This window comes from Marinobacter sp. W-8 (genome assembly GCF_044342215.1).
GTDB classification, from domain to species: domain Bacteria; phylum Pseudomonadota; class Gammaproteobacteria; order Pseudomonadales; family Oleiphilaceae; genus Marinobacter; species Marinobacter nauticus.
The window spans coordinates 1,082,668-1,105,427 of the sequence record NZ_CP172297.1; the positions used below are offsets into that span (position 1 = coordinate 1,082,668).

The 22,760-nt window shown below is 57.0% G+C and carries 24 protein-coding genes; 19 read left to right on the plus strand and 5 right to left on the minus strand.

The genetic code is table 11. From position 1 onward, the window contains the following. Positions 1 to 143 precede the first annotated feature (143 nt). From ACF8YQ_RS04995 to ACF8YQ_RS05050, 12 genes are all read left to right on the plus strand, one after another. Positions 144 to 1,637: a CoA-acylating methylmalonate-semialdehyde dehydrogenase gene (locus ACF8YQ_RS04995; RefSeq protein ID WP_014420862.1), complete on the plus strand. Its 1,494-nt coding sequence runs from the start codon at positions 144 to 146 to the stop codon at positions 1,635 to 1,637. A gap of 98 nt (positions 1,638 to 1,735) precedes the next feature. Then, complete coding sequence (locus ACF8YQ_RS05000; protein WP_396622759.1) at positions 1,736 to 2,902, plus strand: acyl-CoA dehydrogenase family protein; 1,167 nt, start codon at positions 1,736 to 1,738, stop codon at positions 2,900 to 2,902. Positions 2,903 to 2,930: 28 nt separating this feature from the next. Beyond that, the gene (locus ACF8YQ_RS05005) at positions 2,931 to 3,710 is read left to right on the plus strand and encodes an enoyl-CoA hydratase (protein WP_014420864.1); all 780 of its coding nucleotides are present in this window, start codon (positions 2,931 to 2,933) and stop codon (positions 3,708 to 3,710) included. Positions 3,711 to 3,722: 12 nt separating this feature from the next. Further along, on the plus strand, positions 3,723 to 4,796 hold the full coding sequence (locus tag ACF8YQ_RS05010; protein WP_396622760.1) for an enoyl-CoA hydratase/isomerase family protein: 1,074 nt from the start codon (positions 3,723 to 3,725) through the stop codon (positions 4,794 to 4,796). A 47-nt stretch (positions 4,797 to 4,843) separates the two neighbouring features. Then, a complete protein-coding gene (gene mmsB, locus ACF8YQ_RS05015; protein WP_014420866.1) occupies positions 4,844 to 5,731 on the plus strand; it encodes a 3-hydroxyisobutyrate dehydrogenase in 888 nt (295 codons plus the stop codon). A 126-nt stretch (positions 5,732 to 5,857) separates the two neighbouring features. Further along, positions 5,858 to 7,507 carry an AMP-binding protein gene (locus ACF8YQ_RS05020; RefSeq protein ID WP_222448310.1) on the plus strand — a complete coding sequence of 550 codons (1,650 nt, stop codon included), beginning with the start codon at positions 5,858 to 5,860 and terminating at the stop codon, positions 7,505 to 7,507. Next, complete coding sequence (locus tag ACF8YQ_RS05025; RefSeq protein ID WP_014420869.1) at positions 7,504 to 7,920, plus strand: PaaI family thioesterase; 417 nt, start codon at positions 7,504 to 7,506, stop codon at positions 7,918 to 7,920. Before ACF8YQ_RS05020 ends, ACF8YQ_RS05025 begins: the two co-directional genes overlap by 4 nt. A gap of 88 nt (positions 7,921 to 8,008) precedes the next feature. After that, a complete protein-coding gene (locus ACF8YQ_RS05030) occupies positions 8,009 to 8,815 on the plus strand; it encodes an ABC transporter ATP-binding protein (protein WP_014420870.1) in 807 nt (268 codons plus the stop codon). Then, positions 8,812 to 9,534 carry an ABC transporter ATP-binding protein gene (locus ACF8YQ_RS05035; protein ID WP_014420871.1) on the plus strand — a complete coding sequence of 241 codons (723 nt, stop codon included), beginning with the start codon at positions 8,812 to 8,814 and terminating at the stop codon, positions 9,532 to 9,534. Before ACF8YQ_RS05030 ends, ACF8YQ_RS05035 begins: the two co-directional genes overlap by 4 nt. 72 nt (positions 9,535 to 9,606) lie before the next feature. Further along, entirely contained in the window at positions 9,607 to 10,815 is a 1,209-nt protein-coding gene (locus tag ACF8YQ_RS05040) for an ABC transporter substrate-binding protein (RefSeq protein WP_303293740.1), read from the plus strand. A gap of 111 nt (positions 10,816 to 10,926) precedes the next feature. Beyond that, positions 10,927 to 11,814, plus strand: coding sequence for a branched-chain amino acid ABC transporter permease (locus tag ACF8YQ_RS05045; protein ID WP_396622761.1), 888 nt, complete (start codon positions 10,927 to 10,929; stop codon positions 11,812 to 11,814). Between the two features lie 2 nt (positions 11,815 to 11,816). Continuing rightward, on the plus strand, positions 11,817 to 12,812 hold the full coding sequence (locus ACF8YQ_RS05050; RefSeq protein ID WP_396622762.1) for a branched-chain amino acid ABC transporter permease: 996 nt from the start codon (positions 11,817 to 11,819) through the stop codon (positions 12,810 to 12,812). 1 nt (position 12,813) lies between these two features. Here the strand turns inward: ACF8YQ_RS05050 and ACF8YQ_RS05055 are convergent, their stop codons facing one another. Continuing rightward, on the minus strand, positions 12,814 to 13,536 hold the full coding sequence (locus ACF8YQ_RS05055) for an SGNH/GDSL hydrolase family protein (RefSeq protein WP_014420875.1): 723 nt from the start codon (positions 13,534 to 13,536) through the stop codon (positions 12,814 to 12,816). Between the two features lie 470 nt (positions 13,537 to 14,006). On the opposite strand from ACF8YQ_RS05055, the gene ACF8YQ_RS05060 reads away from it, so the two are divergent. From ACF8YQ_RS05060 to ACF8YQ_RS05070, 3 genes are all read left to right on the plus strand, one after another. Then, positions 14,007 to 14,858, plus strand: coding sequence for a tyrosine-type recombinase/integrase (locus ACF8YQ_RS05060; RefSeq protein WP_394133510.1), 852 nt, complete (start codon positions 14,007 to 14,009; stop codon positions 14,856 to 14,858). Further along, positions 14,858 to 15,982: an IS91 family transposase gene (locus ACF8YQ_RS05065; RefSeq protein WP_396622763.1), complete on the plus strand. Its 1,125-nt coding sequence runs from the start codon at positions 14,858 to 14,860 to the stop codon at positions 15,980 to 15,982. The genes ACF8YQ_RS05060 and ACF8YQ_RS05065 overlap by 1 nt, the downstream gene beginning before the upstream one ends. 754 nt (positions 15,983 to 16,736) lie before the next feature. After that, positions 16,737 to 17,054 carry an antibiotic biosynthesis monooxygenase gene (locus ACF8YQ_RS05070; RefSeq protein ID WP_224851623.1) on the plus strand — a complete coding sequence of 106 codons (318 nt, stop codon included), beginning with the start codon at positions 16,737 to 16,739 and terminating at the stop codon, positions 17,052 to 17,054. 1,271 nt (positions 17,055 to 18,325) lie between these two features. Here the strand turns inward: ACF8YQ_RS05070 and ACF8YQ_RS05075 are convergent. Continuing rightward, positions 18,326 to 19,369, minus strand: coding sequence for an IS110 family transposase (locus ACF8YQ_RS05075; protein ID WP_228223648.1), 1,044 nt, complete (start codon positions 19,367 to 19,369; stop codon positions 18,326 to 18,328). A 177-nt stretch (positions 19,370 to 19,546) separates the two neighbouring features. On the opposite strand from ACF8YQ_RS05075, the gene ACF8YQ_RS05080 reads away from it, so the two are divergent. Continuing rightward, positions 19,547 to 20,002, plus strand: coding sequence for a hypothetical protein (locus ACF8YQ_RS05080; RefSeq protein ID WP_224849400.1), 456 nt, complete (start codon positions 19,547 to 19,549; stop codon positions 20,000 to 20,002). 77 nt (positions 20,003 to 20,079) lie between these two features. Here the strand turns inward: ACF8YQ_RS05080 and ACF8YQ_RS05085 are convergent, their stop codons facing one another. Both ACF8YQ_RS05085 and ACF8YQ_RS05090 read right to left on the minus strand, forming a co-directional pair. Further along, on the minus strand, positions 20,080 to 20,376 hold the full coding sequence (locus ACF8YQ_RS05085; RefSeq protein ID WP_396622764.1) for a type II toxin-antitoxin system RelE/ParE family toxin: 297 nt from the start codon (positions 20,374 to 20,376) through the stop codon (positions 20,080 to 20,082). Next, on the minus strand, positions 20,376 to 20,615 hold the full coding sequence (locus ACF8YQ_RS05090) for a type II toxin-antitoxin system ParD family antitoxin (protein WP_226597236.1): 240 nt from the start codon (positions 20,613 to 20,615) through the stop codon (positions 20,376 to 20,378). Before ACF8YQ_RS05090 ends, ACF8YQ_RS05085 begins: the two co-directional genes overlap by 1 nt. A 162-nt stretch (positions 20,616 to 20,777) precedes the next feature. On the opposite strand from ACF8YQ_RS05090, the gene ACF8YQ_RS05095 reads away from it, so the two are divergent. The 3 genes from ACF8YQ_RS05095 to ACF8YQ_RS05105 all read left to right on the plus strand — a co-directional run bounded on the left by ACF8YQ_RS05095 (position 20,778) and on the right by ACF8YQ_RS05105 (position 22,119). Then, on the plus strand, positions 20,778 to 21,236 hold the full coding sequence (locus tag ACF8YQ_RS05095; RefSeq protein WP_396622765.1) for a hypothetical protein: 459 nt from the start codon (positions 20,778 to 20,780) through the stop codon (positions 21,234 to 21,236). 94 nt (positions 21,237 to 21,330) lie between these two features. Next, complete coding sequence (locus ACF8YQ_RS05100; RefSeq protein ID WP_396622766.1) at positions 21,331 to 21,696, plus strand: hypothetical protein; 366 nt, start codon at positions 21,331 to 21,333, stop codon at positions 21,694 to 21,696. A 3-nt stretch (positions 21,697 to 21,699) separates the two neighbouring features. After that, positions 21,700 to 22,119, plus strand: a complete 420-nt coding sequence (locus ACF8YQ_RS05105; RefSeq protein ID WP_396622767.1) for a GFA family protein — start codon at positions 21,700 to 21,702, stop codon at positions 22,117 to 22,119. A gap of 6 nt (positions 22,120 to 22,125) precedes the next feature. Here ACF8YQ_RS05105 and ACF8YQ_RS05110 read toward each other — a convergent pair whose 3' ends face one another. Next, positions 22,126 to 22,608 (minus strand): VOC family protein, encoded by a 483-nt coding sequence (locus ACF8YQ_RS05110; protein WP_396622768.1) that lies wholly within the window; start codon positions 22,606 to 22,608, stop codon positions 22,126 to 22,128. Positions 22,609 to 22,760 lie beyond the last annotated feature (152 nt).

Sequence of the window (22,760 nt, forward strand, 5' to 3'; positions counted from 1 at the left end):
CGAAAAATAATCCATCATGGGCGAAATTTAGTCAATCACCAAGCGTAAATCCGCGTGCTAGTCTTTCTTCAAATCATCGTCGGATCTGCCTTGTTATCGGTAGGCCGGCTCATCCCGGATAACAACAAACAGGGAACATCATCATGAAAAAAGTACCTCAGTTTATTGCAGGGGAATTCGTTCAGAGCCAGACCCAGAACTGGATCGACGTGACCAACCCCGCCACCAACGAAGTGATAGCCCAGGTGCCCTGCGCCACTGCCGACGAGATGCGTCAGGCGATTGATAACGCCAGTGAAGTGTTCAAAAGCTGGAAAGAAACCCCGGTTTCTGAGCGAGCACGGGTGATGCTGCGTTATCAGGCGCTGCTTAAAGAACATCACGACGAAATCGCCGAGATCCTGTCCCAGGAAACCGGCAAGACTTTTGACGACGCCAAAGGCGATGTCTGGCGCGGCATTGAAGTGGTGGAACACGCCGCCAACGTAGCTTCCCTGATGATGGGCGAGACCGTTGAGAACGTGGCCCGCGAGGTAGATACCCATTCCTGGATCCAGCCTCTGGGGGTGTGTGCCGGCATTACGCCGTTCAACTTCCCGGCCATGATCCCGCTGTGGATGTTCCCCATGGCCATTGCCTGCGGCAACACCTTTATCCTGAAACCGTCGGAGCAGGACCCGCTGACACCAACCCGCCTGGCCGAGCTGTTTGAGCAGGCCGGCGCACCCAAGGGTGTACTGCAGGTGGTTCACGGGGCCAAAGAGCAGGTTGATACCCTGCTGACTGATCCGGCCATCAAGGCCGTGTCCTTCGTCGGTTCCGTTCCGGTCGGGCAGTACATCTACGAAACCGGTACCCGCAACATGAAGCGGGTGCAGAGCTTCGCCGGCGCCAAGAACCACATGGTGATCATGCCGGATGCGGACAAACAACAAGTGATCAACGCCCTGGTAGGTGCCTCGGTAGGCGCCGCAGGCCAACGCTGTATGGCGATCTCTGTGGCGGTCTTCGTGGGCGCTGCCCAGGAGTGGATTCCGGAACTGAAAGAGGCCATGGCGAAAGTGCGCCCCGGCGCCTGGAACGATTCCGGTGCCAGCTATGGCCCGGTGATCAGTGCCAAGGCCAAAGACCGCATTGAATCGCTGATCGCCACCGGTGAAGCCCAGGGCGCCAAACTGCTGCTGGACGGCCGTGGCTGCACCGTCGATGGGTTGCCGGAAGGCAACTGGGTAGGGCCAACCCTGTTCAGTGAAGTCACACCGGACATGGATATCTACAACGAAGAGATCTTTGGCCCGGTGCTGTCCTGCGTCAATGTTGACAGCCTTGGTGATGCCATCGAGCTGATCAACGCCAGCCCGTACGGCAACGGAACCTCCATCTTTACCAGTCATGGCGGCGCGGCGCGTCGGTTCCAGCACGAGATTGATGTGGGCCAGGTGGGTGTGAACATTCCCATTCCGGTGCCCCTGCCGTTCTTCTCGTTCACCGGCTGGAAGGGCTCGTTCTACGGTGATCAGCACGCTTACGGCAAACAGGCGGTGCGCTTCTACACGGAGACGAAAACGGTGACCTCTCGCTGGTTCTCCAGTGAGGCGACCTCATCCGAGGCCAACTTCTCCATCCAGCTTCGTTAATCTCGTTGTCGGTGAGGTTATTGGGCCGGTTCCCCCACCGGCCCCTTTTTCCGCTTCTTCAGTGGAAGCCCCGACCGTAACAACCAAGGAGCCCGACGATGGATTTTAATCTCACTGAAGACCAGCAGGCGTTTCGGGATGCTGCCCGAGCCTTCGCTGAAAAATCCATGGCGCCCCATGCCGCCCAGTGGGACGCCGAGCATATTTTTCCGGTCGATGTCATGAAAGAAGCCGGAGCCATGGGTTTTATGGGCATGTACACGCCCGAATCCCTGGGTGGTATGGGCTTGTCTCGCCTGGATACCTCGGTGATTGTGGAAGAGTTGGCGGCAGCGTGCCCGTCCACCGCCGCCTTCATCACCATCCACAACATGGCCACCTGGATGGTGGCAAGTTTCGCCTCTGATGATCTTCGCCAGGAAATTGTCCCCAGGCTGGCTAGTGGTGAATGGCTGGCTTCGTATTGCCTGACTGAACCCGGTGCCGGCTCCGACGCTGCCAGTCTCCGCACCCGCGCAGTTCGGGACGGTGAAAGCTATGTGATCAATGGCAGCAAAATGTTCATCTCCGGAGCTGGCGCAACCGATATTCTGGTTCTGATGGCGCGCACCGGAGACGCCGACAGCGGCTCGAAGGGCATCTCTACCTTCGTGATACCAGCGGATGCCGACGGTGTCTCCTACGGCAAGAATGAGGAAAAGATGGGGTGGCATAGCCAGCCCACGCGCCTGGTTACCCTGGAAGACGTTCGCGTGCCTGCCAGCAATCGGGTGGGTAATGAAGGCGATGGCTTTGCCATTGCGATGAAGGGCCTGGACGGCGGCCGCCTGAATATCGCCACCTGTTCCCTGGGCGGTGCCCAGGCTGCCTTGCTCCGGGCCCGGAATTATATGCACGAGCGCCAGCAGTTTGGTAAGCCGCTGGCGGCCTTCCAGGCGCTGCAGTTCAAGCTGGCGGACATGGTTACCAACCTGGTGGCTGCCCGGCAGATGGTGCGTTTGGGTGCGTGCAAACTCGACAGTGGCGACCCGGAGGCTACGCTGCATTGTGCCATGGCCAAACGATTCGCCACCGACGCCTGCTTTGAGGTGGCCAACGAAGCCCTGCAACTGCATGGCGGCTACGGTTACATCCGGGAATACCCGCTTGAGCGTTACCTTCGGGATTTGCGGGTACACCAGATTCTGGAAGGCACCAACGAAATCATGCGCCTGATCATTGCCCGCCGGCTGCTGGACGACGGCGTTGCCGAAGCGATCCAGTAACCGGCCACGGACTATCGAGGAATTTGTGATGAGTGAATTGATTCAACTGGAAAAACGCGGCCACATTGCGGTATTGACCATCGCCAATCCGCCGGCCAACACCTGGACGGCCGATTCCCTTGCCGCGCTGAAGGCGACCGTGGAAGAGCTCAACGCCGACCGGAACATCTTCGCGCTGGTGGTGACTGGCCAGGGGGAAAAGTTTTTCTCCGCCGGTGCTGACCTGAAAACCTTCGCCGACGGCGACCGGGCTCGCGCCAACGACATGGCGCAACGATTCGGTGAAGCGTTCGCAGCGCTGACGGCGTTCCGTGGCGTATCGATTGCCGCCGTAAACGGTTATGCCATGGGTGGTGGCCTGGAATGTGCCATGGCCTGTGATATCCGGATTGCAGAAGAGCATGCCCAGATGGCACTGCCGGAGGCCAGCGTTGGCCTGCTGCCCTGTGCCGGCGGCACCCAGAACCTGCCCTGGCTGGTAGGTGAGGGTTGGGCCAAACGCATGATTCTGTGTGGTGAACGGGTAACCGCCGCCAAGGCCCTGGAAATCGGATTGGTGGAAGAAGTGGTGCCCACCGGCAACGGCTTGGAAGCCGCCCTGAAACTGGCGGAAGGTGCCTGTAAGCAGAGCCCGTCGTCCATCGCCCGCTGCAAGCAGTTGGTGATGAGCGCCCGCGACGGTCGCAGCCACAGCGACGGCTGGCGCATGGAGCGTGAACTGTTCGTGGAGCTGTTCCATACCGAAGACCAGAAAGAAGGCGTGAATGCGTTTCTGGAGAAGCGTAAGCCCGACTGGAAAAACCGATAACCCGGATTCGCTATGAGTGATCAACCAATCGTATTTGAAGAATGGAAAACCGCTGATGGTGAGCTGATTGCCGTGGCACGGCTGAATACGCCGCGCAATCTCAACTCACTGTCGATGGATATGATCAGCCTGCTCAAGCCCCAGCTCAGCCGCTGGGCCGAGGATCCCAAGGTTCAGGCTGTCTGGCTGGAAGCCGAGGGCGACAAAGCCTTCTGCGCTGGCGGCGATATCGTCTCGCTGTACCGGGCCATGACCGAGCGGGGCAAGCTGGCGGAGGGCGAGCGCTTCTTTAACGAGGAATATGAGCTGGATTACCAGATCCACACCTACCCGAAGCCCATCGTTTGCTGGGGCAACGGCATCGTGATGGGTGGCGGTATTGGTCTGATGGTGGGTGCTTCTCACCGGGTGGTGACCGAGCACTCGAAGCTCGCCATGCCGGAAGTTAGCATCGGCCTGTACCCGGATATCGGTGCCGGCTGGTTCCTGAACCGCATGCCCATGCGCACGGGCCTGTTTCTGGGACTGACCGGTGCCCGCATGAACGGCGCCGATGCATTGTTCGTGAACATGGCCGACCGGTTTATCTCCCATGGTCTGAAAGACCAGGTTGTGGATGCCCTGAAAGCGGCGGATTGGCAACGAGCGGATGCGCAGGCGGTGGTGAGTGCAGTGCTGCGGCAGTTTGAACAGCAGAGCCGTGAGGCCTTACCCGCGTCTCCCGTGCGTGAGCATTTTGAAGACATCCAGCAGGCCACCGATGCCGATTCTCTGGAGCAGGTGGTGGCGCAACTGGATGAGCTGGGGGCTCGGGAAGATTGGCTCGGCAAATCGGTGAAGGGGCTGAAGGCCGCGTCTCCGACCTCCCTGGCCCTGATGTGGCAGCACTACCACCGCAGCCGCCTGCACAGCCTGAAAGAGGTACTCGACAACGAGTTGGTGATGTCCCACAACAGCCTGAAGAAAGGTGAATTTGCCGAGGGCATACGGGCATTGCTGATCGACAAGGATATGCAGCCCCGCTGGCGCTATGCCTCACTCAGTGAAGTGGACAGCGCCTGGGTTAACGGATTTTTCAGCCAGTAGTCTGCCTTTGCGCAGCGATGACCCGTACAACAACAAGGAGAAGCAACATGGCCAAGATTACCTTTATCGGCCTGGGCAACATGGGTGCGCCAATGGCGGCCAACCTGCTCAAGGCCGGCCACGACGTTACCGTGTTCGATTTGTCCAAGCCAGCAGTTGAGGCCCTGGTGGCCGAAGGTGCCCGCACGGCGGATTCCGGCAAAGCCGCCGCCGAGGGCGCAGAATGCGTGATCACCATGCTGCCGGCCGGCAAGCATGTGGAGGCGGTCTACCTGGGTGACGATGGCCTGCTGGCTGCATTGCCAGCCGGCACGCTGGTGATCGATTCTTCCACGATTGCCCCGGAAACGGCCCGCAACGTCGCCGAACAGGCGGCTGAGCGAGAGCTTGCGTTTATCGATGCCCCGGTATCCGGAGGTGTGGGTGGTGCCAAAGCCGGCACGCTCACCTTCATCTGTGGCGGCGACGCGAGTACCTTCGAGAAAGCCAAGCCGATTCTGGAAGGCATGGGTAAAAATATCTTCCACGCCGGCCCCCATGGTGCCGGGCAGGTGGCCAAGATCTGCAACAACATGCTTTTGGCGATCCTGATGGCCGGCACCAGCGAAGCCCTGGCCCTGGGTGCGAAAAATGGCCTGGACCCTGCCGTACTCTCGGAAATCATGAAACAAAGCTCTGGCGGTAACTGGGCACTGAATGTCTATAACCCCTGGCCGGGGGTGATGGAGGGTGTGCCAGCCTCCCGCGAGTATCAGGGCGGTTTCCTGGTGAACCTGATGGCGAAGGATCTGGGCCTGGCCTTCGACAACGCGGTGACCAATCAGGCGTCGATTCCCATGGGCTCCCTGGCCCGAAACCTGTTCCAGCTGCATGCTGGGCAGGGCAACGGAGAGCTGGATTTCTCCAGCATTCTGCGGCTGTACAAACCGGAGTAAGCAGGGGAGGGCGATGGCAGGTCGCCCTTTCTTTTTAGCCTAAAGTTTACCTTTACGTAAAGTGAAGGTTATGCTAAACCTGACTAAATCTTGTGCAACCAACAACGACAACAAATGGAGTGTACGATGAGCCTACCGCACTACAACGAGGTGTATGACAACTTTGATGCGGCCGCACTGGAAGCGGAAATCCTGGACGGGCGCCTGGACAGTGGCCTGAACGTCTGTCACGAAATCTGTGATAAATGGGCTTCCGACCCGCAAAAGGTTGCGCTGTTTTACGAGAAAGTGGGTGGTGGTGATGGCGTGCTTACCTTCGCAGAGCTGAAAGCAGCCTCGGCCCGCTTTGCCAACTACCTGAAGTCTCATGGTGTCAAAAAGGGTGACCGGGTAGCGGGCCTGCTGCCACGGGGCCCGGAACTGCTGATCGTGATTGCCGGCACCTTGCGCCTGGGTGCGGTTTACCAGCCGCTGTTTACCGCGTTTGGCTCCGGGGCCATTGAATACCGCCTGGAAAAAGCCGGCACCAAACTGGTGGTCACCGATCCGGACAACTATCCCAAGCTCAATGACGTCAACAACTGCCCGCCGGTGTTGTGCGTGAACGCCGCCGCCACGGGCGAGGACGTTGCAGACTTCCAGCAGGTACTGGACCAGCAGTCAGACCAGTGTGAGCCGGTGATGATCACCGGCAGCGATCCGTTCCTGCAGATGTTCACCTCCGGTACTGTCGGCAAAGCGAAAGGCGTGGCGGTGCCCGCCAAAGCCCTGTTGGCCTTCTATGTGTACATGAAGTACGCCATTGAACTGCGCGACGACGATGTGTTCTGGAATGTGGCTGACCCCGGCTGGGCCTATGGTCTGTACTACGCCGTTACGGGCCCGCTGTTGATGGGCCACGCCACGCATTTCAACCCCAACCCGTTCACCCCCGAATCTACCTACGACATGATCCGCAAGTACAAGATCACCAACCTGGCGGCGGCGCCCACGGCGTATCGGCTGTTGAAGGCCAACGATCAGGTCTTGCCGGAAGGGGAGAATCTGGGGTTGCGGGTGTGCAGCAGTGCGGGTGAACCGCTGAACCCGGAAGTGGTGAACTGGATTGCCCGCCGGCACTTCTGCCCGGTCAAGGATCATTATGGCCAGACAGAAACCGGTATGACCTGCTGCAACTTCCATGGCCTGGAGCACACCATTCGCCAGGGTTCCATGGGGTACTCATCGCCCGGGCATCGGGTGGTGGCGCTGAACGAGAAAAACGAAGAAGTGGGGGCCGGCGAGATTGGCCAGTTGGCGGTGGATATCAAAGCCTCGCCACTGTTCCATTTCGATGGTTACACCTGGGGTGAGAAAGACCCGTTCGTGAACGGCTACTACCTGACCGGTGATATGGTGATCTGCCATGGCGATGGCGGCTATTCTTTCAGTGGCCGGGACGATGACATCATCACCACCGCAGGCTACCGCGTGGGGCCGGCCGATGTCGAAAGTACCTTGCTGGAACACGCCGCTGTTGCCGAATCCGGTGTCGTGGCCAAGCCCGATGAAAAGCGCGGCTCGATCATCAAAGCCTATGTTGTGATCAAAGCTGGCCAGGAGCCGGTGGACGAGCAGGCACTCAAGGAGGAGTTGCAGGAGCTGGTTCGCCGTCGTCTGTCCACCCACGCCTATCCGCGCGAGATCGAATTCGTGGATGAACTGCCGAAAACGCCCAGTGGTAAGATCCAGCGCTTCGTGCTGCGCAACCGGGCCCAGGATGAGGTGCCGGCATGAAAGTGACCTTCGAGGAGCTGAAAGACTTCCTCGAGGTTCAGTTCCCCCAGGGGGCCGCATACGGCTCCCTGGAGGCACTGGGTGACGGCTGGGCGGAAATGACCCTGGCCGTGGAGGATGATCACCTGCGCCCGGGCGGGACCGTATCCGGGCCTGCGATGATGGCGCTGGCGGATGTCACCATGTATGCAGCCTTGCTCAGCCGGATTGGCCTGGTGCCGTTGGCGGTGACGACGAACCTGAACATCAACTTCCTTCGCAAGCCGGTGGCACATGCGCCGATACGGGCACGGGCGACCCTGTTGAAGGTGGGGCGCACCATGGGCGTGGGCGAGGTTTTCGTCTATTCCGATGGCATGGAAGACCCGGTGGCACACTCCACCATGACCTATTCCATACCGCCCGAGAAATAACAAAATTAGTTCTTGACGTTTACGTGCACGTAAATCTAATCTGTGTGCTAGTTGCGAAATACAACAATAACAAAAGGTGAAGTGGCTCATGAGTGAACAGTACGTTCTCGAGACCCGTAACCTGGTCAAGGAATTCAAGGGGTTTGTCGCCGTTAACGACGTCAACCTCCAGATCCGTCAGGGGGATATCCACGCCCTGATCGGCCCCAACGGTGCCGGCAAGACCACCGTATTCAACCTGTTGACCAAGTTCCTGATTCCCACCCGCGGGCAGATTCTGTACCGCGGCGAAGACATCACTCCCCTGAAATCCGCCGCCATTGCCCGTAAAGGCATTGTTCGCTCCTTCCAGATCTCTGCCGTGTTTCCCCACATGACCGCGCTGGAAAACATTCGCGTGGCCCTGCAAACCGCAGAGGGCTCCTCCTACAGCTTCTGGAAATCCGGCAACTCCCTGCACAAGCTCAACGAGCGCTGCATGGAGCTGTTGGAGTCTGTTGGCCTGGCCGAGTTCGCCAATACCACCACGGTAGAGCTGGCGTATGGCCGCAAACGGGCGCTGGAGCTGGCCACCACCCTGGCCATGGAACCCCAGTTGTTGCTGCTGGACGAACCCACCCAGGGCATGGGCTCGGAAGACGTTGACCGCGTTGTGGAACTGGTGCGCAAGGCCGCCCAGGGTCGCACGGTACTGATGGTGGAGCACAACCTGAGCGTGGTCAGCAAACTGTGCGACCGCATCACCGTACTCGCCCAGGGTGCAGTCTTGACGGAAGGCGATTACCAGACGGTCTCCGCCGACCCGCGTGTGCGTGAGGTGTATATGGGCAGTGATGGCAGTGGCGAGCGGGGGTCACAGGCCGCCGCCAGCGAAAACGTGGAGGCGGCCCAATGAGCAAGAATCCGGACCGCGAATACGAGCAGCTGCGCATTTCCGGCCTGCACGCATTCTATGGCGAATCCCACATTCTGCACGGCATCGACATGGTGGTTCAGCGGGGCGAACTGGTCACACTGCTCGGCCGAAATGGCGCCGGGCGCAGCACCACGCTGAAAGCCATCATGAACATGGTGGGCCGGCGCACGGGCTCCATCATGATCAACGGCGAAGAAACCATGCAGTGCGCGCCTCATCATATTGCCAGGTTGGGTGTCGGGTATTGCCCCGAGCATCGGGGCATTTTTTCCTCTCTCAGCGTGCAGGAAAACCTCACCCTGCCGCCAGTGGTGCGCAGCGGTGGCATGAGCCTGGAAGAAATCTACACCATGTTCCCCAACCTCTATGAACGCCGCTTCAGCCAGGGCACCAAGCTCTCTGGTGGCGAACAGCAGATGCTGGCCATGGCCCGCATTCTGCGCACCGGCGCCAACATGCTGTTGCTGGATGAAATCACCGAAGGCCTGGCCCCGGTGATCGTGGAGAAACTGGGGGAAGTCCTGATAGCCCTGAAGAACAAGGGCCTGACCATTGTTCTGGTGGAGCAGAATTTCCACTTTGCCGCGCCGTTGGCCGACCGACATTACGTGGTGGAGCACGGCCAGATTGTGGAAGAAATCAGCGCCAACGAACTGAGTGCCAAACAGTCGGTGCTGGATGGCTATTTGGGGGTCTGACCCCGGATAGAACGAGAGTAATAAGAGCAACAACAACCCGAACCAACGCAAGACAGTAGCGGAGAAACAACAATGACAATGATGAAAAAGCTTCTGACCTCAGCCGTTGCATCAGCTCTGATGGCCAGTGGTGCCCAAGCGGCAATCTCGGACAACACCGTAAAAATTGGCTACCTGGCCGACATGTCCGGTACCTATCGAGACCTGGCCGGCCCCAATGGCCTGACTGCCCTGGAAATGGCGATCAAGGATTTTGGCGGCACCGTCAATGGCGCCAAGATTGAAGTGGTGAGTGCCGACGACCGCAATAGCCCGGACACGTCTTCCAGTACCGTTCGCCGCTGGGTGGAAAACGACAAGGTGGATATGGTGGCCGGTATGGTGGCTTCATCGGTGTCCATCGCCGTGAGCAAGATTCTGGAAGAAAACGACCGGCTGGGCATTGTTTCCGGCTCTGCCGCTTCCAGCATCACCAACGAACACTGTACGCCCAACCACATTCACTATGTGTACGACACCTACCCGCTGGCCAATGGTACGGCCAGCGCTGTGGTGAAGGAAGGCGGCAAGACCTGGTATCTTCTGACAGCAGACTACGCCTTCGGCCACGCCCTGGAAGCCGATGTTACCCGCGTGGTTGAGGCCAACGGCGGCGAGATTGTGGGCAGCGTGCGCCATCCGTTCCCGACCCAGGATTTCTCTTCCTTCATCCTCCAGGCCCAGGCCTCGGGAGCGGATGTGGTCGGCCTGGCGAATGCCGGTGCAGACACCACCAACGCCATCACCACCGCCAGTGAGTTCGGGGTAACCCAGGCGGGCCAGACACTGGCGGCGTTATTGCTGTTCCTTACCGACGTCCATGCCCTCGGTGCGGAAACCGCGCAAGGCATCCAGCTGACGACCGGCTGGTACTGGGACATGAACGATGAAACCCGCGAGTGGTCTGATCGCTTCATGAAAGAAACCGGTGTGCGCCCGACCATGGTTCATGCCGGCATTTACTCCAGCACCATGCAATACCTGAATGCGGTGGCTGCCACCGGCTCGGATGATGCCCAGACCGTGCGCAAGCAGATGATGGATACACCCATTAACGACATGTTTGCCAAGAACGGCAAAATCCGGGTAGACGGCCGTATGGTGCATGACATGTACCTGGCGGAAGTGAAAACTCCGGCGGAGTCCAAGAATGAATGGGATCTGTACAAGATCCTGCGGACCATTCCGGCGGATGAAGCCTACCGCCCGCTCTCTGAGAGCAAGTGCAAGCTGGTGAACTAAGCAACGGGGAATTACCCGGTGCCCGGTCTCCAAGCGCGACCGGCGCCGGGTACCCGCCCGGACGAATACCCCAACAAAAACAACGTCTGCGCTGCTTGTGGAGTTAGCAACATGACCATGATTTTCGGCGTCCCCCTTGCTGTGCTGTCTGGCCAGCTGCTGATCGGGATTATCAACGGCGCCTTCTACGCCCTGTTAAGCCTTGGCCTCGCGGTTATCTTCGGTCTGCTGAAGATCATCAACTTCGCCCATGGCGCCATGTACATGCTCGGTGCCCTGGTCACCGTGGTTCTGTTTGACCTGCTGGGCGTCAATTACTGGGTCGCGCTCTTTGTCGCTCCCGTACTGGTTGGCGCGTTTGGTATGCTCATCGAATACTTCCTGCTCCGGCGCATTGCCGGCCAGGATCATATCTACAGCCTGCTGCTCACCTTCGGGGTGGCCCTGATCATCCAGGGCGTGCTCACCAATATCTACGGCGTGTCCGGATTGCGCTATTCCATGCCGGACATGTTCAAAGGCGGCATCAACCTCGGCTTCATGTTCCTGCCGTACTACCGGGCCTGGGTCATCGTAGTGGCCCTGCTAGTGTGTTTCGGCACCTGGTTCATCATCGAGAAAACCAAGCTGGGCTCCTACCTCCGGGCGGGGACAGAAGACTCACAGCTCATGCAGGGCTTCGGCATTAACGTACCCTGGCTGGTGAGCCTGACCTACGGCTTCGGCGTCATGCTGGCCGCCTTCGCCGGTGTGCTGGCGGCACCCATTTATTCGGTAACTCCGGTGATGGGGGCCAACATTCTCATCGTGGTCTTTGCGGTGGTGGTGATCGGGGGCATGGGCTCCATTGGCGGGGCGATTATCACGGGCATCCTGATGGGCGTGATCGAAGGCCTCACCAAAACGTTTTACCCGCCGGCGTCTTCGGCCGTTATCTTCCTGGTGATGGTCCTGGTGCTGATGATCCGACCCACCGGCCTGTTCGGTAAGGAGGCATAATCATGAACCAGCCTGTTAATCCTGTCGATATCCACAAAGCCATTGTCGAGCAGCAAAAGATCCAGGACCGCAAGAAACTGATGGTGAACGGCGTGCTGCTGCTGTTGCTGCTGGCCGCGCCCTTCGTGATGTACCCTGTCTTCCTGATGAAGATCCTGTGTTTTGCCTTGTTTGCGGTGGCCTTTAACCTGCTGTTCGGCTTTACCGGCCTGCTGTCCTTCGGCCATGCGGCCTTCCTGGCCACCGGAGGTTACACCACGGGCTACCTGCTCAGTAACTTCTCCGGCCTGACCACCGAGATGGGCATCATTGCCGGTACCGCCACGGCCACCTTGTTGGGACTGGCCTTTGCGTTACTGTCGATCCGCCGGCAAGGCATCTACTTTGCCATGGTGACCCTGGCGCTGGCACAGCTGGTGTTCTTCTTCTTTGTGCAGTCGGAATTCACCGGCGGCGAAGACGGCATGCACGGCATCCCCCGGGGCGAGCTGTTTGGTCTGATTAACCTCGAAGACAACCTCAACATGTACTACTTCGTGCTGGTGGTGTTTATCGCCTGTTATCTGCTGGTGCAGCGCATTGTCAGTAGCCCGTACGGGCAGATCCTGAAAGCCATCAAGCAGAACGAACCGCGGGCGGTCTCGCTGGGTTACAACGTGGATCGTTACAAGATCCTGGCCTTTGTGATCTCCGCCGCGCTGGCGGGCCTGGCCGGCTCCATGAAATCCGTGGTGTTCCAGTTGGCGTCTCTCAATGATGCCCACTGGCATATGTCGGGCGAGGTCATCCTGATGACTCTGGTGGGCGGCATGGGTACGCTGCTTGGGCCGGTGGTGGGCGCCACCTTTGTGGTGAACATTGAATACCAGCTGTCCCAGGGGCCCCTGCGCGACTGGGTAGACCCGATCCTCGGCGGCATCTTTGTGCTGACGGTACTGGCCTTCCGCAGCGGGATTGTGGGCGAGCTGCAGAAATTCATGCGCAAGAACCTGGGATGAGTTACGGGGGCGGCAGCCCCCAGTCCTGTTCGGCCAACGCCTGCGCGATAGCGCGGTAGCCCTTGTCGCTCGGGTGGTAGCCGTCCCGGGCGAGCAGGGCAGGGTCTGACACCGTGGGGTAACCCAGATACCGGAAATCGTCCGGGTTCCTTGCCGCAAGCACCTGATACACCCTGTCCAACTGCCGCGCCCGCCATCCCATAACCTGGCGCAGGGGTGCCGGCAAGGCCGAGAATTTGTCCATGGGCGGCACGCTGAGCAACGTAATGGGCGCCTGATACCGGGTTGCCAGGGTTTCGCGGAGCTGAATCAGTTGCCGGCGAAACCGGAACCGTGGAGTGAAACCGGTAGTGTCGTTTACCCCCATGCTCAGTAATACTGCATCTGCCGGTGGCAAGTCGGCGGAGCCCAGCGCATCAAGCAGCGCACCCAGCCGAATACCATTCACCCCAAAGGTAGACCAGCCAATACAGAGCCCGGTGCGTTGATGTAACTGCAACGCCAACTGGCTTGCCAGACCCTGGGCGTGGCTTTCAACCCCCACGCCCGCCGCAGTGGACTCGCCCAGCACCAGCAACCGAAAAACGGGCTCTCCCTCGCCGTACTGGCCTGCGCAATCCCCAGTGGCCTCTGGCAGCCGTGGCGTCACCCGCCGGGTGCGCTTGCCCTGATAGAGCAACACCGGAAACAGCAAAGCCGTAGTCAGCCAGAAAGGCGCGTGCATAAAGGCGTCTCTTTCAGTGAGGGTAAAGCCCAAGTATTGCAGGATTCCCCCGTGCCAAACCAGCCAGAAACAACATTCAGCCCGGAGTTATACGAACGCGTTCGCAAAACTCCGGGAAGGTACCGGGAAATGTTGCTAACCTTCTGATAAGTTTGAAAAGGAATATCGGGGCGTGCGGAGTTATACGCCCCCAATCTGGAGCAGGGGTGGCTCGAACACGGGCGTATAACTCCGGCGGTAGCCGTGGTGGATTCAGGTAATCTGCTGATTTTATTGGTGAAGCTGGGGTTTCTGAGAGTCGCGTTTTTTGGAGTTATACGAATGCGTGTTATACGAACGCGTTCGTATAATTAGCTGTTGAACTAAACCGCTCCGCGGTAGCGGTGATACTGAGAAACTCCCCGGAATGGAGGTGATTGGAGGATACTTTTGAATGGCCCAAGTGGGCTTTTCAAAGAGGAGATGCCGCCATGACCCCCTTACGTCAGGCTATGATCCAGACCATGCGTCAGCATGGTTTTTCCCCGCAGACCCAAAAGAGTTATCTCTATGTAGTCGCGGATCTGGCTCGATATTATCGTCGATCCCCGGACCAGTTGGAGGTCGGGGATCTGCAGACCTACTTTAATTACCTCGTCCAGGAACGTTCCCTGGCGCCGGCCAGTTGTCGGCTTTACCTGCATGGCATTCGGTTTTTGTATCTGCAGGTGCTGCATTGGGCAGACTTCGACGTGAACCTGGTGCTGCCCAAGCGACCACAGCGCATTCCTGAGTTACTGACTCGTCAGGACGTTGCAAGGATAGTGGGAGCCACCAAGAACCCCAAGCATCGGGCCTTGCTGTTGATCACGTATGGCTGCGGCTTGCGAGTGAGTGAAGCCGTGGCATTGCAAGTGAAGAACATCGACGGGGAGCGCCACCTGCTTCACATCCATCAGGGCAAGGGCGGTAAGGATCGCATGGTGCCCCTGACTGACGTGCTACTCGATGTATTGCGAGCGTATTGGTGCCTTGGCCGCCCCGTACTCTGGCTGTTTCCGAGTGAAGTACTGGTTGGTCAGCACCTGACCGCCACCACGGCCCAGAAGATTTATCGTCACGCCAAGCGACTCAGCGGCGTGCAAAGACGCGGAGGGATACACGCACTGCGCCACGCCTATGCGACCCATCAGCTGGAACATGGTGTACCGCTCAACGAGTTACAGAAATATCTTGGGCACAGTGATCTGCGCACCACGGAGCGCTACCTGCACTGGTTGCCGGGAATATCCTCACAAAACCGTTCGCCTGCGGACTTGATCGCGGATCTGGGAGGTGCGTGATGGCCGGTTCAGTTACGGTCCAGTCGGCACTGACCCAGTTCCTCTCGACCGACTCATTGGACCGCCACCGTCGCAAGGTGTGCAGCCGACTGATGGATTGCCGCACAGCCCGGATGGGCGGTATGGAAATGCGTTGTGATCACTGCAAAGCACGAACCGTGCATTACTACGGTTGCCGGGACCGGCATTGTCCGCAATGCCAGAGTCGGGCTAGCCAACAGTGGTGTGAGCGCCAGCGTCGATCGCTACTGCCGGTACCCTACTTCCACCTAGTGTTCACCGTGCCCCACGCCCTGAATGGCTGGGTTCAGGTGCACCCGGAAGTGGTTTACCGTCGCCTGTTTGAGTCAGTTTGGAATACGCTCAGTCAGTTTGGCCATACAACCAAACACTTGCAGGGTGAGTTGGGCATGACAGCCGTGCTCCATACCTGGGGGCAGAATCTGAGTCGCCACGTTCACCTGCATTGCCTGATTCCGGGCGGGGTGCTCACAGAGGCCGGAGAATGGCATGAGGCTAAACATCAATATCTGTTCCCCGTCAGGGCCTTGTCCCGCCGCTTTCGCGGCCGCATGGTATCGTCCCTCAGACGATCGGTCAGAACCGGCGAATTGCACAGACTCACGGAGCCTCAAGCCATCGACGACGTACTCAAAAAAGTGATGCAGCAGGATTGGGTGGTTTACGCCCGCCCTTGTCTGAATCAGGCGGAGACGGTGGTGGATTACCTGGCTCGCTACACCCACCGCATTGCTATCAGTAACGGTCGTTTGTTGTCACAGGACGGCGGCAGAATCATGATCCGCTATGTGGACTACCGGGAAGGAGGGCGCCAGAAGAGCCTGCAACTGGAAGGGGCGGAATTTGTTCGACGGTTCCTCATGCATATCCTGCCCAAGGGCTTTATGCGGATTCGTCACTTTGGTTATCTGAGTAACCGAACCCGACGTCGCAAGCTGACGGCCATTCGTCAGGCCCTTCAAAAGCCACCCGAGGTCGATGTTGAAGTCAAGAATGGCTCGGAGTCCCAACGCAGCTGGCCGTGCCCTCGATGCGAGGACGGTGTGGTTCATATGGTTCGGCAGATTCCCCGGTTTAGAGCCGTTGGTAGAGTGACGGTTTAGCCGCATTTCCTGGCGGCTTCCCGTGGGTGCTACAGTTCCTGAGGAGCTGGGTTGTGACTCGGTCTGAGGCTGGCAATGAAAGAGACAGAGGGGTAGGCTGATCCAAACCACCCAGGGATGAGGCATTTTATGGGGACCATCAGGACGATAAGCACTTCTGCAGAGTACCTTTGCGGGCCTGAACCGCCATCCCGGTATCCGTTCAAAATTTACTTTACCCTTATACATTGTGTGCTGGCATTAGTGGCAGCGGCTTAGTCCAACCCACATTTAAAGGCCATGCTGCGCACGACCATTAAATGCTTCAGTGTTAATGGCAAAGGCCTCGGTCTTTTTGGTGGCTGTGTGCCAGTGGCCTTGGTGCCGGGCTTTGGTAGCTAAACCCGGCAGTTTGGGGAGCACCAAGGCCAGCAAAATCCGCGTCCGGTTTGGCAGCTTTAATTGTCAACGGCGTTGGTAGCAAAATCGGTGTTGGTCGTTTTGGGCTGTTCGCCGAAATTTCAGTGAGGATCTGATACCTTTGAGGTCAGGTTCATCCACCGCTGGATTGGTGGTGGTTTCAAACAATTCGTATCGGCGTAAGCCGGTGCAAGGTAACGGAGTAGGCCGTCACGGTCAGTGCCAGGGAGCCGGCAGCGTCAACACCCTGCCACTAACTAGCCGGTCAACCGGACGCCAAAAGCGTACCGCTTTTGGTTCCCTCCGCTGGCGCTCCGGCGCCGGTTACCTTCGCGTTAAATGCCTAGAGGGATCTATGTCAGAGCTAGCCAAAACTCCTGAGCCGCCGTATTACGCGGTCATTTTCAGTAGCCATCGCACCGAGGGTGACAACGGTTACGGGGAAATGGCAGACAGGATGGTCGAGTTGGCGGCATCCCAACCAGGTTTCTTGGGTATGGAGTCTGTGCGGGAGGATTTAGGTATCACGGTCTCTTACTGGGAAAGCCTGGAATCCATCACCAATTGGAAAAAGAACGCAGAGCATCGAGAAGCTCAGCGACTTGGCCATGAGAAATGGTACTCCAGCTTTCGGGTTCGTGTGGCAAGGGTGGAGCGTGAGTACGGCATTTAACCAAGCCAGGCACGGCGACGCCTACTACATTGCGGCTTCGCCTCCATTCCGTAGCCGCGCATGCTGGCGGCGTTAGAGGCAATATGGAACCTGAGTATTTCGTAAGAGCACTTGAACGCGATTGCAGGGATTTAGCTGTTGAAGGGTGTCTTGAAGATTTTGAGTCACCACCGGGACGCAAACCCGATCCAGCGCTTGTTCAGATGTCTAAGTGGTACAAATCTTTATCGTCCGCTGACCGCAACATGGTGGCTAGAGCCATGCGAGATGCAGCAGATGCTACCTTGTTTGGAGTTTTGTGTGTGCTAGATGGAGTTCGGCCAATTGAGAGTGACTCCGAGAAGTCGAGCTTTAAGCTCATTGCACAGAAGGGCAACGAGCAATCAATAATTTGCCCGGGGCCGGTGGACCTACATGACCTCAAGCACAGCCTCTAACCATACGTTCCAGCCGACGCCCACTGCTGCGCAGCGGCCGCAGCTGAACTAAGCGTTATGACTCTATGAGGTCTTTGTGCAGGTTTTAGAGTCGAGTCCATGGGACTGGATGTTATTCAGAGATGAAGGGAAGCTGTTTTTCACGGTTCTGTGTGGGTCAGTGGCGATGTACTCCGTGGACATTCAATTGTCTGAGTCCGAGGTCACCGAATATGACAACCGAAATCGAGAGGCTTTGGTGTCATTGGCCACGAAGATCCGAATGAATCCCGAAAGTTATAGTGATCGTCACATTAAAAATTTCGATGGCCATGAAGTGTCTTCTTAGGCAGCGGCCGGCTAGGGAGCAGGCGAACTTCGCAAGTCATAACACATATGAGCCTTCTCGGAATCAATAGGCAAGAGTCATTTTTTTGGCCGCGCCAGCGGCCAACCTAAATCCATGAGCGAGAACGCCTGCTTCGTCAGTCTCGCGGAGCTGTCAGGCACTTACAGCAAACACATATAGGGGCTCTCTTACGTGGCTTTAGGCCACTGCCTGACCGGTCGTTCCATCAGTGGGTCAGGGGCACCAGACATTCATCGGTTAACCGGTCACTGGCACTATTCAAACGACGGGCTGCATGGCTCCAGTTAGTGTCAGGCTCAGGACCGGTGTAAGCGCACTGGCTCATGGTATTAAGGCACGCCCACGGGCTGGCTAATCAAGTCGCTCTGGCTTCAACATCGGTGACAGAAAACCGCTTGGGTATCGGTGTACCAGTCAGCAGACTTGCGGTCTTCGGTGTCATCCTTTCTGATCCAGTTAGACGTCTTGCTCAGCCCGTGGCGTGACTAACCTCTCAAGAACCGTTGTTCATCGAACACCCTCTTGTCTTTGAGCATGAAGTACACAGCTCTACCCAACTTGTGTGCCAAGGCGGATAGGGCCTTGGGTTTGTTCATGCGCTTCTGCAATTTTTCGACGTAGCGTTTGGCCTTGTCGTTGTTACGAATGAACAGCACCGCCGCTTCTGAGAACGCCCACTTCAAATGAGCATTGCCGATCTTGTTGCCCTGAGTGCCGTAGATTTTGCCGGCGGATTCGGCTTTGCACTTCACCAGGCGAGCGTAGGACGCGAACTTCTGAACGGATTCGAAACGTTGGATATCGCCGACTTCGTAGAGAATGGTTAGGGCCAGAATGCGACCAACTCCAGGAATGGTCTTCAGTACGTTGAGTGATGCCGGGTCGTGTTGCTTGGCTTGCTGCTCCAGGTGCCACTCAAGCTTTTTGAGTTCGTGCTGATAGCAGTCGACGATGGCCAGGTCCAGATCGATATTGCGCTGAACGTCTGGATCGCTAAAAGCGGCGGTCAGTTGTGATCGGCCACCAGGGTTGTTGAGGTTGGCTTTGCTGGGCGGCAGATTGTACTGGCCCAGAGTGTTCACTGCGTGGGCCTTGAGCATGGCACCATGCCGGACAATGCGGGTACGGCGGCGCAATAGATCGCGGGTGGCCCGCATCTCCCTGGGGTAGACGTAAGCCAATGGGAAATTGCCACCGCGCATGAGCATGGCGATCTTGAAGGAATCAATACGGTCGTTCTTGGTTTTGCCGCCATGGATCGCCTTCATGTACAGCGCATGGCCCAGAATGAAGTTGATGCCGTGTTCTTCGCACAGGTCTGATATCCAGTACCAGCAGTGCATGCATTCGACACCCACGACCAGGTCATCACGGAAAGGTTCGAGCAGGGCGAGTAAAAGTTCAGGCTGGGCTTTGATTTCCTTGTGCAGAAGGACCTCGCCCTGTTGGTCGATGATGCAGACGTACAGACTACGGGCGTGCAGATCGATTCCACAATAATGGCGATGGGTGCTATGGTAAAAGTTCATTGAGTCTTCTCCCTTGTAGTGCTTGGTCGCCTTCCAGCTTAGCGGGTAACCGCAGGGCTGGGGAGAAGGCTCAATCAGTATCAATCGCAGGCACGGCGACGTCTTTTTCATTGCGGCTTCGCCTCCATTTCAAAGCCGCGCATGCTGCGGGCGTTACAGGGACTTGCATAGCAATTCATGAGAAGGGAAGCAGTAGTCGAGGATATTGAACTTAACCCTCTCGGAGAATTCCGGATGGGTTGTGATGCCTACGGCATGACGATCAAAACCAATTTCGGTGAAATTGAGACGTTTAGGGATGTCCCGGTCATGATTGGACAAACCGATCACTCAAAGTTTGTTGAGCAGTCGTCATGCAAAGGTTATCTCTTGATCAAAGGTGCGTTTGCCACCTACATCGTGGATATCAAAGATCAAACCATTAGTGTTTACAGAGCTACCGTGCGTGGCGTTAACAATGAGTGGTGTGACGAAAACCCGATCTACGGCAAAGAAACTCGTCACGTACAGGGTTTTAGCCGTCACTACCATCTCCAGTTTCCCTTCGTAAGAAAGGATCGTTTCCACCAGGTTTTCGGAGACTACGAAGCCCTGCGTAGGCGCCAAATTCAGGAGCTGACCAATGCCCTGTAACAAGTCAATCAAGTTCGTTCCGGCCTTCGGCCTCCACCGGACGCCCCTGTAGGGCCGTTGCACATCGGCGTTACGCCCTAAAGCAGATGCCCCTCAGGCAACATGCGTTTGTGTAGGATGCGGATAATTTCGACAGTGCTCTCGGTGGCTAGCCGATAAAATATAATGTGGCTCCCCTGAGTGTACTGTCGGTAGCCCGGACTTATCTCATCACAAGCTTGCCCCAAGTTCGGATTGTCAGCCAGTAGGTGAAAGCATTGGTCGAACTGGAGAACATAGTGGTTTCGTTGATCTCGCCCCCATTCACGTTCCGTGTACAGGGCAATAGATTTGAGGTCAGCTTTGGCCTTCCTGGAAAGCTTGAAACTTGGCATCAGCGCCCTTCGTTGTCCAGTTCACGAATAAAAGAGTCATAGGAGTAATCCTCGAAACCACTGTCCTCGCCTTCCTTGAGCAGTTTACGCAGTGTAGTCAGGCGGGTTTCAGACTCCTCAAGCAGGCGCAATGCGGCACGAACGACCTCGCTGGTTGAGCTGTATCGGCCACTTTTGAGCTGTTCTGCAATGAACGCATCAAAATGTTGGCCTAAAGTGATGCTGGTGTTCTTTTGCATGATGCCACCTCGCTAGTACCAATAATTGGTACATTTTGATCCGGGAGCCTTAACAATGCAATCCATGCGACAAGCGCGTGATTGGGGGCGTTATGAGTAGATTGAGGAAAGTTGGGTGCAGGTCAGCGCCGCTGTGCTTCGCTAACTGTCAAGGAATACCTCATGAAATTTGAAGTATCGAGCAATCTTGAAATCAGTCCTGAAGATGCAGATGGGCTGCTCAGGATACAAGGGGTGAATAGAGAATTAAGCCCATTCATCCGTATGACGGCTCCCTCTGAGTGGTCCAGCAAATCAATCTTTGAATGGCCCACCGGTAAGGTGCTCTTTTCAAGCTGGATACTTCTTTTCGGTATTCTGCCTATTGATCGACATACGTTCTTTTTTCAAGCCATTGATCGCCAAAGAGGTTTTTCCGAGGCATCAAGCTCTTTAACGAACAAAATTTGGCACCATCGACGGGACCTCCATAGAAACGAGGTATCATGCCGGGTCATCGATACCGTCGAGTTTCAGTGTCGGTTGCCGCTGCTGGCATATGTCCTGGGACCTGTTTTTCGGTTCGTTTTCGAGCACCGTCATAAGGTGCTACGATCCTGCTACAACGGCGGAGCCAGTTAACCAGTCGTTCAAGCCTGCGGTTTCCACCGGATACTTTGGTCCCCGTTTTCGCGAAGGCAACGGAGCGCCCAGGCGCCAATTGCCAAGGAGAGGTATGACTATCAGCTTCAGGGTGAATCACCCCATTTTCATCGCTCTTCTTTCGTTCTCGGCTTCGGCGGCGGAGCTGGAAACAGGCAGCTTCATCATCAATATAGAATCACGCTGTGCTGAAGGCGAGGTTTCGTGCAACCAAATGACCTATCACGGTACAAGCAAGGCAACAGGAAATAGCATCATGCTGGAAGGGAGTTCCTGGCACACACTCTGTGCCGACGGCGATACTCCCTGCCGTTTTCTCGGGTATAAGTTTGAGAATGGAAATACCACGTACTACGTGCATCAGGATGGATTGCTTGAAGTTATACGTAACCGAGATGAGGTATTAGTCCGGGAACGGGGTAGCTGGCGAAAGGAATGATCTATGAAAGGCGAATGTCTCTGTGGAAGTGTAAAGTTTGAAATCACAGAGGGAATCCGAAACCTCTATCAGTGCCACTGTTCGCTCTGTCGAAAAGCCACTGGAGCGGCGGCGAATGCCGCAACTTTTGTAAATGAGCATGCCTTTCGGTGGGTTTCCGGTGAGAGTGGTATACGCAGTTACAAGAAGCCCAGTGGGTTCAGAAGCGATTTTTGCTCGGTCTGTGGCAGTCCGGTTCCTAATAGTCTGAGGGACACCGGGATGATCTGGATTCCTGCTGGGTTGTTGGAAGAGACTCTTACGTCGAAGATATCTGTTCATCTTCACACAGAGTCTGCTGCATCCTGGGAAGAAGAATCGGCTCGGTGTGTGCGATTGGCCGGCGGGCCTGAAAGCTTGGAAACACTTGATAGAATGTTGTAGCCCGTTCTAGCCTCCACTGAGATTTTTGATAGTAGCAATATCGATTTTTCCCATGGTCATCATGGCGTCGAAGGCACGCTTGGCAACATTGGGGTCCGGGTTATTGATCGCCTCAGTAAGGGCCACGGGGGTTATCTGCCACGAAAGTCCCCACTTGTCTTTGCACCATCCGCACGCACTTTCCTCGCCCCCGTTATCGACTATGGCATGCCAATAGCGATCTGTTTCTTCCTGATCCCAAGCCGCAATCTGGAAAGAAAAGGCCTCGTTATGCTGGAAGGCGGGGCCGCCGTTGAGCCCAAGACAGGGAACGCCAAGCACCGTAAATTCGGCCGTTAAGACGTCGCCCCTGGATCCGGCGGGATAGTCCCCGGGTGCGCGCAATATCCTGCCAACTGAGGAATCGGGGAAGATGCTGGTATAAAACTGGGCGGCCTCCTCAGCCTGGCCGTTGAACCAGAGGCAAATGGTATTTCTCGGATGTGTCATGGCAATAACCCTCCTGGACGTTTGGTTTGTGTCTATGAGTCTAGTCGGTTGGGAATGGTCGAAATCGACAACGGCTATCGGCAACTATCCAGAAAGCGAGCGGCGTGCGCCTTTACCGAGTGTTTGAGCTCAGCAGGGGAATGGTGGGAAGT

Bases quoted from the DNA above. Each gene is read 5' to 3' on its own strand.
- ACF8YQ_RS04995 (WP_014420862.1), top strand. From the start codon at position 144: ATGAAAAAAGTACCTCAGTTTATTGCAGGGGAATTCGTTCAGAGCCAG.
- ACF8YQ_RS05000 (WP_396622759.1), top strand. From the start codon at position 1,736: ATGGATTTTAATCTCACTGAAGACCAGCAGGCGTTTCGGGATGCTGCC.
- ACF8YQ_RS05005 (WP_014420864.1), top strand. From the start codon at position 2,931: ATGAGTGAATTGATTCAACTGGAAAAACGCGGCCACATTGCGGTATTG.
- ACF8YQ_RS05010 (WP_396622760.1), top strand. From the start codon at position 3,723: ATGAGTGATCAACCAATCGTATTTGAAGAATGGAAAACCGCTGATGGT.
- mmsB (WP_014420866.1), top strand. From the start codon at position 4,844: ATGGCCAAGATTACCTTTATCGGCCTGGGCAACATGGGTGCGCCAATG.
- ACF8YQ_RS05020 (WP_222448310.1), top strand. From the start codon at position 5,858: ATGAGCCTACCGCACTACAACGAGGTGTATGACAACTTTGATGCGGCC.
- ACF8YQ_RS05025 (WP_014420869.1), top strand. From the start codon at position 7,504: ATGAAAGTGACCTTCGAGGAGCTGAAAGACTTCCTCGAGGTTCAGTTC.
- ACF8YQ_RS05030 (WP_014420870.1), top strand. From the start codon at position 8,009: ATGAGTGAACAGTACGTTCTCGAGACCCGTAACCTGGTCAAGGAATTC.
- ACF8YQ_RS05035 (WP_014420871.1), top strand. From the start codon at position 8,812: ATGAGCAAGAATCCGGACCGCGAATACGAGCAGCTGCGCATTTCCGGC.
- ACF8YQ_RS05040 (WP_303293740.1), top strand. From the start codon at position 9,607: ATGACAATGATGAAAAAGCTTCTGACCTCAGCCGTTGCATCAGCTCTG.
- ACF8YQ_RS05045 (WP_396622761.1), top strand. From the start codon at position 10,927: ATGACCATGATTTTCGGCGTCCCCCTTGCTGTGCTGTCTGGCCAGCTG.
- ACF8YQ_RS05050 (WP_396622762.1), top strand. From the start codon at position 11,817: ATGAACCAGCCTGTTAATCCTGTCGATATCCACAAAGCCATTGTCGAG.
- ACF8YQ_RS05055 (WP_014420875.1), bottom strand. From the start codon at position 13,536: ATGCACGCGCCTTTCTGGCTGACTACGGCTTTGCTGTTTCCGGTGTTG.
- ACF8YQ_RS05060 (WP_394133510.1), top strand. From the start codon at position 14,007: ATGACCCCCTTACGTCAGGCTATGATCCAGACCATGCGTCAGCATGGT.
- ACF8YQ_RS05065 (WP_396622763.1), top strand. From the start codon at position 14,858: ATGGCCGGTTCAGTTACGGTCCAGTCGGCACTGACCCAGTTCCTCTCG.
- ACF8YQ_RS05070 (WP_224851623.1), top strand. From the start codon at position 16,737: ATGTCAGAGCTAGCCAAAACTCCTGAGCCGCCGTATTACGCGGTCATT.
- ACF8YQ_RS05075 (WP_228223648.1), bottom strand. From the start codon at position 19,369: ATGAACTTTTACCATAGCACCCATCGCCATTATTGTGGAATCGATCTG.
- ACF8YQ_RS05080 (WP_224849400.1), top strand. From the start codon at position 19,547: ATGAGAAGGGAAGCAGTAGTCGAGGATATTGAACTTAACCCTCTCGGA.
- ACF8YQ_RS05085 (WP_396622764.1), bottom strand. From the start codon at position 20,376: ATGCCAAGTTTCAAGCTTTCCAGGAAGGCCAAAGCTGACCTCAAATCT.
- ACF8YQ_RS05090 (WP_226597236.1), bottom strand. From the start codon at position 20,615: ATGCAAAAGAACACCAGCATCACTTTAGGCCAACATTTTGATGCGTTC.
- ACF8YQ_RS05095 (WP_396622765.1), top strand. From the start codon at position 20,778: ATGAAATTTGAAGTATCGAGCAATCTTGAAATCAGTCCTGAAGATGCA.
- ACF8YQ_RS05100 (WP_396622766.1), top strand. From the start codon at position 21,331: ATGACTATCAGCTTCAGGGTGAATCACCCCATTTTCATCGCTCTTCTT.
- ACF8YQ_RS05105 (WP_396622767.1), top strand. From the start codon at position 21,700: ATGAAAGGCGAATGTCTCTGTGGAAGTGTAAAGTTTGAAATCACAGAG.
- ACF8YQ_RS05110 (WP_396622768.1), bottom strand. From the start codon at position 22,608: ATGACACATCCGAGAAATACCATTTGCCTCTGGTTCAACGGCCAGGCT.